This is a genomic window from Dapis hubbardiae BLCC-M172 (assembly GCF_050016015.1).
GTDB lineage: Bacteria > Cyanobacteriota > Cyanobacteriia > Cyanobacteriales > Microcoleaceae > Trichodesmium.
The window spans coordinates 527-11,262 of sequence record NZ_JBNHEQ010000325.1; the positions used below are offsets into that span (position 1 = coordinate 527).

Here is a 10,736-nt window from a genome sequence, read left to right on the forward strand (position 1 = left end):
AAATTTGCTCCTGCAAGATTTATATAAACCCGCCCCCCATGATATAATACACATTCATTAGCAAAATTTGTAGTGGACCGACACATCTAAAATGGTGCGTTACGACGGATTGTTTAATCCCTTTCATAGTCTGAATTTAAGCCGTCTTTTCATGTCCGCTCTTAGCGGAAACGCACCCTACAAATTTGCTCCTGCAAGATTTATATAAACCCGCCCCCCATGATATAATACACATTATATTCAATTCCGTTACGGTTTTAACCAGAGGTAATTATCAATTATCAATTATCAATTATCAATTATCAATTATCCATTATCCATTATCAATTAATGAATCAAACCTAAATGTTTACGCAAAGAATCATGCATAACATCCACAGGTACAGACTGTTGTAACCATAATTCTAAAGCAGCAGCCCCTTGTTGAACCAACATTTCTAAACCATCAATAGCGATCGCTCCCCTTACCTGAGCTTGCTGCAGAAACTTAGTCGGGTTAGGAATATAAATTAAATCGTAGACTATCGCCCCTGGTGACAAGCTCTCAAACATCGCCTCATCGACTGGAGACCGATCAATATGGGGAGACATTCCTACAGGAGTCGTATTCACTAACAAATCTGCTTGTGCAATTAAGCTTGACAATTCATCCCACTTATGTATTTTCAGATTTACTGGCAGAGGAGAATTAACCCAACTTTGCTCAAAAGCAGTTAATTTATCTTCCGAACGACCAACAACATGAACCTCGGAAAAACCTAACTGAGCGCAACCCGCTACAACTGCACGAGCAGCACCACCATTACCCAAAACTACCGCAACTTTTTGATGCCAATTCCAATTATAGGTTTGTAGTGGAGCAAGAAACCCTGCCACATCTGTATTTGTCCCCGCCCATCCTTTATTTGTGCGATAAACAGTATTAACCGCCCCCACCGCTTGAGCAATATCCGAAACTTCTGATAAAAGTGGTATTATTGCTTGTTTATGAGGAATAGTAATACTAAAACCCTGAACACCAATAGCAGAAAACCCAGCAATAGCCGTGTTTAAATCTTCTGGTTTAATAGGGAAAGGTAGATAAACATAATCAATTAAATTTTGTTGATTTTGTTGATTATTTATTGCTTGAATTGCAGCATTGTGCATCAGTGGAGACAGAGAATGTTCAACAGGATAACCAATGACTCCTAATAATTTTGTTTTACCTGTAATCATAATTAAAATAGGGAGTAGGGAGTAGGGAGTAGGGAGTAGGGGAGTAGGGGAGTAGGGGAGTAGGGGAGTGGGGGAGATTGAATGCGGAAATATTTTTCCAACTATTCCCTCTCTTGGTCAGCATTCCGCAAGCGAGCTGTCGGCGACGCGGGGTCTGACCGCTTGCGACTTTTGTCGTCGCGGGGTCGCACCGCTGTTCCCTATTCCCTATTCCCTGCTATAAGAAAAAATGGAAAAAATACGCCTGAGTCATCCCAGACGTATTCACAATAGAATTTTCAAAAGTCGTTTAGCACATAAATACTATCTCAGACAAAGACAAAGATTCTTTGACAACTGATAACTGAGTTACAGCAATTTACTTTAAGGACGTCACAAATAGATTCAAACTTTAGATGTGAAATTATTTCCTGAAGTTACTGTATAGTCAAAATTTTGATCCGATAAAATCTTACTTTTGACTTTTGACTGTCTTGAGTGTGTCTTACATTCTGTTGGCGAAGCCTTTCCGCAGGAAATGGAGACCTCAGAATTACACACTCGCTTTTGACTTCCGTGAAACGCTATTACTACAGAGCATTAGCACCACCTACAACCTCAAGCAATTCTTGAGTAATAGCAGCTTGCCGAGCCTTATTATAAGAAAGAGTTAATGTACCAGCCAATTCACTAGCATTATCACTAGCATTACTCATCGCAGTCATCCGAGATGCTAACTCACTAGCAGATGACTCTTGCCACGCTCTCAATAACTGGTTAGTCAAGAATAATGGTAACAGAGCTTCTAAAATTTGAGTTGGCTGTTGCTCAAAAATCATGTCGCGGGGGAGACTCTTAGTAGGTACAGCAACCTTTTCTCGTGATACTTCAAACTCACCACCTTTAGTAGTCAAACGGAAGATTTCATCATCCTGAACTTCCAAACCTTGAGGATCGAGAGGTAAGATAGTTTGAACTACAGGTTTAGAACTAATTAGTGAGATAAACTTAGTATAAACTAACTCTACTCTATCTATTGAACCTGAGAGAAAATCAGCAAGCATTTCATCGCTAAGTGCTGAAGCGTTCTCAGCAGTTGGGATTTTTTCAGGGTTATCATAAGTATTTAAAATCGGAGCTTCTCTACGTTGGAAATATTGAATTGCTTTGCGCCCTACCAATATATATTTATAGTTAATTCCTTGTTCTGTGAGTTCACGCGCCCTAGTTTCTGCCCGTTTAATAATACTCGTATTATAACTACCACACAGACCACGATTTCCAGAAATGACTAATAACCCAACTGTTTTAATTTCCCTTTGTTGTAGGAGAGGCAAGTCTAAACTTTCAAACTGTAAACGTTCAGCAAGTCCATATAAAACTTGGGCAAGGCGGTCAGCAAAAGGTCTTGTAGCAATTACTTGTTCTTGGGCACGACGCACTTTAGCTGCTGCCACTAGACGCATTGCTTCTGTAATTTTTTTTGTGTTTTTGATCGACTTGATGCGATCGCGAATAGCTTTTAAATTAGGCATTGTTTTTGAATAAGTGAAGAAGGAAGAAGGAAGAAGGAAAAGCCTTGACTTTTTCTTGTGGGTCAACTAGATTCAACTTTCTTAAAACTCTGTATTTAATCTAGTAGACCGACACAGGTAAAATGGTGTATTAGATAATTCGGGGCGGGTTTATCCAATCAAATGTGAAGACTCATTAATTTAACGTGGAAACCCGCCCCTACTATTGCAACATTTTAGGTGTGTCACGCCACTAATTTTTTCAGCATTTAGTTAGTAAATTTATCTAACTAATAATAGTGGTTAATTGTTGTTTACCATTAACAACTAACCACTAACTATCTATCACCGAGGAGCAACTAATCTACTAAGCTGATACCAAGAATGTTTGCTTATACTCAGTGATACCCTCTTTTAACAGAGCTTGTGCTTCATCGGTAAGTACCTTTTCAGTGCTAATTATTTCACCGAACTTAGGCTTACTATTGTTAAAGTAATCTAGTAAACCAGCAATAAACTTAGCTACTTTCTCCAGAGGAATATCATCCAAGTAACCATTAATACCAGAATAAATTGCTACTACCTGTTCAGGAAGTGAACGAGGTGAGTTTTGAGGTTGCTTCAAAATCTCCCGTAAACGTTGACCCCGTGCCAATTGGTTTTGAGTAGCTTTATCTAGGTCAGAAGCAAACTGAGAAAATGCTTCTAATTCAGCAAACTGAGCTAGCTCTAACTTAATTTTACCAGCAACCTTTTTAATTGCTTTAGTTTGAGCCGCAGAACCCACCCTGGATACAGAAACACCAGCATTCACTGCTGGGCGGAAACCTGAGTTGAATAGGTCACTAGATAAGAAGATTTGACCGTCAGTAATAGAAATTACGTTAGTAGGAATGTAAGCTGAAACGTCACCTGCTTGAGTTTCAATAATTGGTAGAGCAGTCATACTACCTGCACCGAGTTTGTCACTCAGTTTAGCAGCTCTTTCTAGGAGACGAGAGTGGAGATAAAATACGTCTCCTGGATATGCTTCCCGACCTGGTGGACGACGTAATAGTAAGGATACCTGACGATAAGCTTGAGCTTGCTTAGAAAGGTCATCGTAGATTACCAGAGTTGCTTTGCCTTTGTACATGAAGTATTCGGCAATAGTCGCACCAGTGTAAGGAGCCAAGTATTGCAGAGTTGCAGGGTCACTAGCGTTAGCAGCTACTACAACTGTATAATCTAGTGCGCCTTTTTCTTCCAGAGTACCTACTACCTGAGCTACTGTAGAAGCTTTTTGACCAATAGCTACATATACACAAACAACATCTTCGCCTTTTTGGTTAATAATAGTATCGATGGCGATCGCTGTTTTACCTGTTTGTCTGTCACCAATGATTAATTCCCGCTGACCTCTACCAATAGGAATCATAGAGTCAATCGCAGTAATACCTGTTTGCATAGGTTCGTGAACAGAACGGCGATCGATAATTCCTGGAGCTGGAGATTCCAACAAGCGACTGTCAGTGGTTTGAATATCTCCTTTACCGTCAATTGCACGACCGAGGCCATCAACCACCCGACCAATCAACGCATCTCCTACTGGCACCTGGGCAATTCTACCTGTAGCGGTTACAGCAGATCCTTCTTGGATTTCTCTGCCCTCACCCATTAATACCGCACCTACGTTGTCTTCTTCTAGGTTTTGGGCAATACCTATAGTACCATCTGCGAACTCTACCAGTTCTCCGGCCATTACTTTGTCTAGCCCATAAATACGGGCAATACCATCACCCACTTGGAGAACAGTACCAACATTAGATACCTTTACGTCTTGGTCATACTGTTCTATTTGGTCGCGAATAATTTGGCTAATTTCGTCAGGTCTAATTGCTACCATTTTCTTTTTCTGTTGTCAAGTTGTTTTACAAAAATTGAGCGAGTCTTATATAGCAGTTGCCAGGGCAGTCGGGAAATTCCTCAAACTCTCAAATATAGTCACAGCAATAATTTAACTTTGGACTGCTATAGCTAAGAAAGAATTAGTTAGGACTTATGCGGACGACAAATCTTAGAAATGTTTTTCCAACTTATCCCCTGTTCCCTGTTCCCTGTTCCCTATTCCCTGTTCCCTGCTCCCTGCTCCCTGCTATACTGCCTTGAGGCTAACGCCAATTCGACGCAGTTGGCCTTGCAAACTAGAGTCAATTATCTGAGAACCTATTTTGATAATGACACCACCCAGTAGACTTGGGTCGATCTTAGTTTCGATTTCTACTTCCCTTGCACCAGTCATTGATTTGACTCGTTCGCGGACTGTATTTTTTTGGTCTTCGTTTAATTCTACTGTCGAGGTAACTTCTGCTAAAACAGTTTGATTCAGTTCCCGCAATAATGCTAAGTATTGTTTTCCAATCTGTTCTAGAAAAATAATCCGACCTCTATCAATTAGCAGCATTAAAAAATTACGCATAAAGGGATCTACTTGTTCTCCCACCATGCGTTGTACCACTGCTTTTTTGTCCTCTGGCTTAATAACTGGATTTCCCATAAATTGCTTCAATTCTGGAGATTCATCCATGATATTAATCAGGCCACGCACATCTTCAGCAAACCTCTCAGTCAGCTCTTTTGATTTAGCCAAGGACATTAGAGCTGCTGCGTAGGGTTCTACAATTTCACCAGCAATTATACTCATAATTGACCTCCTAGTAGGCCCATGCTACGATCTATTAATTGTTGCTGGGCATTCTCATCTAAAGTTTCTTTGAGTCGAGATTCTACTTGTGCTAATGCTTTAGATGCCACAATTGAGCGCAGTTGAGCAATTGCCTTATCTTTTTCAGTATCCATTTCTTGGTTAGCAGTAGCTTTCATCCGCTCAATATCTTGTTCGGCCTGCAGTGCAATTCTTTCTTTGACTTCCTGCGCCCTTGTTTCCGCAGTTGCTAGAATTTTTTCTGCTTCTGCTTGAGCTTGGGTCAAATTTTGTTGTTGTTCTGCTAATGCTGCTGCTGCTTGTTGTTGACGCTGTTCTGCTTCTTTGATTGCCTGTTCAATAGTAGCGCGTCTTTCACTAAGAATTTTCCCAATGAAACCTGGCGCAAAATACAGCAGAACTGCAATTAGAATCCCTAAATTAATCAGGTTTGTGTCTAAAAGATCAAAGTTTAGACCAAAACCTTCTTCTGCACTAGCTTCTGTAGCTAGCCATAAAACATTTAACATGATATTCTTTGATAGTCAGCCATTACCAATGGATAATTGATAATTGATAATTGATAATTGATAATTAATCAATCGGGCTTTATTGCCTCTCCTTTTCAATGAATAATTGATAATTGATAATTATGGAAAGCGTTCCGCAAAGCTTTCGGTCCGCAATGCTGCGTATTCATTTCGGCGACTGCCGAAACGCTTTTCATGTCGCGGAGCGAAAGTTAAACAAAAATAATTATCCATTATTCATTATCCATTATCAATTAATGAAAAGCCTTTAATTATCTTGTTCGATGTTGAGCTTAGTTATAGCAGTCGAAGCAAAGGTTAGAACATTATTGTTAAATTCTGAATTCTAAATTTTGCTATCTGACCAATTCTGGTCCTAATAGTTTTTCTAGAATTTGGCGACTCAGAGAGTCTACCTGTTGTTCTAACTGTTCCATAGCTGTTTGCTTTTCCCGCTCTATTTCTTGAGCTGCCTGTTCTCTTTTTGCTTGTGCTTCCTGTTGAGCTTCAGCAACTTTTGTGGCTGCTATTTTCTGAGCTTCTGCTTGAGCTGCAACAATAACCGCCTGAGATTTTTTACGGCTTTCTGCTAACTCTTGCTCGTATTGTTCGGCTAATTGTTTAGCCTTGGCCAAACGTTCTTCTGCTTGTAGTTGATTGTCGCGAATATAATCTGCACGAGAATCTATAGCTTTACCCAGAGGCTTATAAAAAATTTTGTCCAAGACAAAAGCCAGAAGTAGAAATTGAATTGCCATCAAGGGTAGAGTTGCGTTGATGTCAAACAAACCACCCTTTTCTGCTACTTCCTCAACAGCTAGTAAAATTGTCCAATTTATCATTTTCTCTAATCTTTGGTGGTTCCCATAGTTTTTGATTTAAAGATTTTAGATTTTCGATCTCCAAAATCAAAAATCTAAAATCCCTACTTTCTATAAATCAGGGGTTTTATGCAAATGGGTTAGCAAATAGCAACACCAGTGATACCACTAGACCGTAAATTGTTAAAGCTTCCATAAATGCCAAGCTCAACAGTAATGTGCCTCGAATTTTTCCTTCTGCTTCTGGCTGACGAGCAATACCTTCTACAGCTTGACCTGCTGCATTTCCTTGACCAATTCCAGGACCAATAGCACCTAAACCTACAGCTAAAGCAGCAGCAACAACGGAAGCAGCAGCAATCAATGGATCCATAATAATTCTCTTTCCTTTGTTTAACTTAAAGTACAAACTTGACGATTAGAAATATATTGATTACACTGTAGTGCAATCAACTACAAAATGGTCACTCGTTCTAGATGAATTGATGTGATGATTGAAGTGGAGTCTGAAACTGAACCAGTTCAAATTTCTTGCTTTTATCTCACATCACTCATCAACTCTGAATTTTACTTTTGACATCTCCAGGGGTTCTGACACCCTGGATTCTTCTTTTTGTGGGGACTTTTTACTCTACCATCTTCTATCTATAGTGAATCTGGTAACTTTTTATCCCACTAACAGCTTAGAATACCAGATTTTGAGTTTTTTTTGAGCAAGTTTTTTTTCTACTGCCTACTTATTCTCTTAATCGTGATGTTCGCCGTGTTCTTCTAAAGCTTCTCCGATGTAGTTAGCAGCTAGGGTTGCAAAAATTAGTGCCTGAATAGCACTTAAGAATAGACCCAAAACCATCAGTGGTAAAGGAATAAACAGAGGTACTAGCAGAACTAGCACTCCTACTACCAATTCATCTGCGAGGATATTACCAAATAAACGGAAGCTTAGGGATAGAGGCTTGGTAAAATCTTCTATGATCTTAAATGGGACCATAAAAGGTACTGGTTCGGCATAACCAGCAAAATATCCTAAGCCTTTTTTACTGATACCTGCATAAAAATATGCTATGGAAGTCAGTAGTGCCAATGCCACTGTTGTATTAATGTCACTTGTAGGGGCAGCTAGTTCTCCTGCAGGTAGTTCTATTACTTTCCAAGGGACTAACGCTCCTGACCAATTTGACACAAATATAAACAAGAACAACGTACCAACAAATGGTACCCAAGGGCGATAATCTTTTTCACCAATCTGGTCTTTTGTTAGACTGCGGATAAATTCCAGGACAGACTCCATGAAATTTTGCATCCCACTAGGAATTCGCTGCACATTGAGTGAGGCTAGAAAAGCAGCCAAAAGTATCAGGGCAATCACAAACCAAGATGTGAGTAAAATTTGCCCATGTATTTTGAGACTACCTAGTTCCCAGTAAAAATGCTGGCCAACTTCCAACTCAGCCAGAGGTAAAAAGTTAATAGTGTTTAAAACATCTAGCATTTTGGTTCTCAGGCTTCCCGATTTATGTCAAGGTGTGAATTAACTAGCTATCAGCTTTTTGCATTTCCGTTCCGGAATGCTCCGCAAACAGATGTCAGCTTGTAGGGGCGAATGGCCATTCGCCCCTACGGTTAAAATACCCTACTTCCAAATAAGTAGGATTGTTTAGCATGGGTTTAAATAGCCTTCTAAACTTTCAAAAAATAATCTTGCTGACTGCTGACCGCTTTTTTAATATACTTATGAATTAGGCATCAGCGATGTTCGCAGTACATATATGATTAGGGCTGCTTTGTAAGTCAGAAATCCTAGGAAAATCGGTAAAATTTTTAGCTCCTTTAACTGGGTTGCTACTATAATCAACCCAACAAATATAGCTAGTCTTGTTTTACTTAGACCTCCTTTTTCTCTGCCAATACGCTCAACATCTTTAGCCAACATTCTTAAGTAAACCACACTTGTAGTTGCTCCTATCAAATAATTTAGAGCTATGTTTAGGGAGTAAAAAACCCAGACAAAGATAAATATTATACCTGTAATTGTCAAGGTGATTACATATAATTCCTGTTGCAGTTTGTAATACTCTTGTATTGAAGGATCTGGTTCTGCTGATACAGTACCTACTTCTGAAGTATTACTTTCAACAGTTATGGTTTCTGGTGATGTATCAGATGTATTCACAAAAATTAGATACTAATCACAAGTGGTAGGCTTTTTTTATATGCCAAGAGTCATCATATCATGTTGGAGCAAGCATACCTAATAGATATAGCAATATGAAATGATTTGTGAGAAAAAACTGTAGGGGTTTGGTCTCCAAATCGCTTGCTGCTTGGGTTTGGAGACTAAACCCCTACGATAATCTGAAATTTAGTCACAGTATAAGAATGTAGGATCGAGTGGCCATCCCCCCTACTAGCTAGGAGTGAGTAAAATTAAAAGTTTGGATTGAAGCGATCGCACAGTTTCTAGTCCTACTGGCACATTTGTTAGTATTTCTCCTACTGTTACTTGAGATTGGCTGTTTGTCCCATTATCACAAGCTTGCAAAAATTCATATTCTTCCCTTGACAAATTTACCAATTTATAGTCACCATCAAATATATTTTCGCTCGGCCATCCCTGGATACAAGGACTTAATTCAGGTATTGCTGCACTGAGAAACTGATCGTTAGACCAATCAACCTTCTGTAGAGGTGGTCTCCCCAAGAAAAACTCGTAATGGCTAATTTGAGGGTCTAATAACTCAATCAAACGATAAAGTTCCTGGTCATTTAAGTCAATTGCTCTTTCTATCAATTCAGGAAATTTTCCTAGAAGTCGTTTAATATCCCAATATTCCGAATTGGAAAATCCGAGAAACTCTAAACCAGATGCTTGTATTAATTCAAAAAGGGTATCAATATTATAGTCAATCTCCTGGGGATGGACATACATATCTGCAAAGCACTCATCTCGTTGATTCTCAAAAGCCCATCTTTCCTTTTCATATTTGACAAGACGGTTATTCTCTGGTAAAGAAGCAAAAAGTTGACGTCCGATTTTCACTCCATCTTTGTAGTTACCACGTTCATTACCTTGAAGGATAGCGATCGCCTGCTGCATCAAACTAATTTCCCAGCGCCCCAACTCTGCATAAACAAAGATGTGCATAATTCCACCAGGGGCTAACTTCAAAGCTAGATTTTGTATACCTCGAATTGGATCGGGTAAATGGTGCAGTACCCCCACACAATTAATAAAGTCAAACTCTCCCTCTAATTTGCCCACATCATATATGCTGAGATGATGAAATTCGACTTGCGAAGCTCCCGAACGGTTACACCTTTCCTTTGCCACCCGTAAAGCACCACTACTTAAATCTATTCCGACTACAGATGCTTGAGGGTTGAGGTGAACCAAATAATCTGTACTAGAACCTGTACCACAACCTGCATCTAAAATTCTAATATCTTGTTTTTTCGGTTTTTGACCACTGCAAAAACTATAAGCTACTGGCCAACTCCAGCGCCAATTGTATCCAGGAGGTGCTTCATCTACTAAAGGGTCTGGAGGAAATGGAAAAGTATCATAGAGTCCTTCAACGGCAGAACTAATATCAAGTTTATCTTTCATATTCGAGTAAAAAAAATAAGATTGAGTGTGGGAATACAGATGATTGTTGAGAATATGGGGAAAACTTAGTGTTACTACACAAAAGTTAAAAACTAAAAGAATTAGTTGAGCAAGATTTGACCAAAAAATATCAATAGCCTGACCTTATTAAGGGAATGAAAAAGCGGTCGTTTGCAGAGTATTCCGTCAGGAAAGTTGTGCGCGAGCTAAACGCCATATCTAATCGACCAAGAGAAAATCAACTTCAGTATTTCCAGCCTTTAGCTTTCCTAGGTCATGCGGAGCTAACAGCCAGAGGTACTGTTAAGTGATAACTGAAATGGCCTAGTCTCCCAATTATCAACAATTACTTAACAAAATTTATTATTTTTTCTAAGATAAATG

At 39.3% G+C, this 10,736-nt stretch carries 10 protein-coding genes; all 10 read right to left on the minus strand.

The features are described from left to right. Positions 1-327: 327 nt before the first annotated feature. A complete protein-coding gene (locus ACP6PK_RS30210; protein ID WP_426565289.1) occupies positions 328-1,218 on the minus strand; it encodes a shikimate dehydrogenase in 891 nt (296 codons plus the stop codon). A gap of 569 nt (positions 1,219-1,787) precedes the next feature. Next, the gene (locus ACP6PK_RS30215) at positions 1,788-2,732 is read right to left on the minus strand and encodes a F0F1 ATP synthase subunit gamma (protein ID WP_426565291.1); all 945 of its coding nucleotides are present in this window, start codon (positions 2,730-2,732) and stop codon (positions 1,788-1,790) included. A gap of 346 nt (positions 2,733-3,078) precedes the next feature. Further along, a complete protein-coding gene (gene atpA, locus ACP6PK_RS30220; RefSeq protein ID WP_426565293.1) occupies positions 3,079-4,596 on the minus strand; it encodes a F0F1 ATP synthase subunit alpha in 1,518 nt (505 codons plus the stop codon). 249 nt (positions 4,597-4,845) lie between these two features. Continuing rightward, on the minus strand, positions 4,846-5,394 hold the full coding sequence (atpH, locus tag ACP6PK_RS30225; RefSeq protein ID WP_094678093.1) for an ATP synthase F1 subunit delta: 549 nt from the start codon (positions 5,392-5,394) through the stop codon (positions 4,846-4,848). Then, the gene (locus ACP6PK_RS30230; RefSeq protein WP_094678091.1) at positions 5,391-5,924 is read right to left on the minus strand and encodes a F0F1 ATP synthase subunit B; all 534 of its coding nucleotides are present in this window, start codon (positions 5,922-5,924) and stop codon (positions 5,391-5,393) included. Before ACP6PK_RS30230 ends, atpH begins: the two co-directional genes overlap by 4 nt. Positions 5,925-6,280: 356 nt before the next feature. Next, positions 6,281-6,766, minus strand: a complete 486-nt coding sequence (locus ACP6PK_RS30235) for a F0F1 ATP synthase subunit B' (RefSeq protein WP_094678089.1) — start codon at positions 6,764-6,766, stop codon at positions 6,281-6,283. A gap of 106 nt (positions 6,767-6,872) precedes the next feature. Further along, positions 6,873-7,118, minus strand: a complete 246-nt coding sequence (gene atpE / locus ACP6PK_RS30240; RefSeq protein WP_011611801.1) for an ATP synthase F0 subunit C — start codon at positions 7,116-7,118, stop codon at positions 6,873-6,875. A gap of 372 nt (positions 7,119-7,490) precedes the next feature. After that, a complete protein-coding gene (atpB, locus tag ACP6PK_RS30245) occupies positions 7,491-8,237 on the minus strand; it encodes a F0F1 ATP synthase subunit A (RefSeq protein ID WP_426565296.1) in 747 nt (248 codons plus the stop codon). A gap of 240 nt (positions 8,238-8,477) precedes the next feature. Continuing rightward, complete coding sequence (locus ACP6PK_RS30250; RefSeq protein WP_426565298.1) at positions 8,478-8,918, minus strand: ATP synthase subunit I; 441 nt, start codon at positions 8,916-8,918, stop codon at positions 8,478-8,480. Positions 8,919-9,152: 234 nt separating this feature from the next. Further along, positions 9,153-10,352, minus strand: coding sequence for a class I SAM-dependent methyltransferase (locus tag ACP6PK_RS30255; RefSeq protein WP_426565300.1), 1,200 nt, complete (start codon positions 10,350-10,352; stop codon positions 9,153-9,155). Between the last annotated feature and the right edge of the window lie 384 nt (positions 10,353-10,736).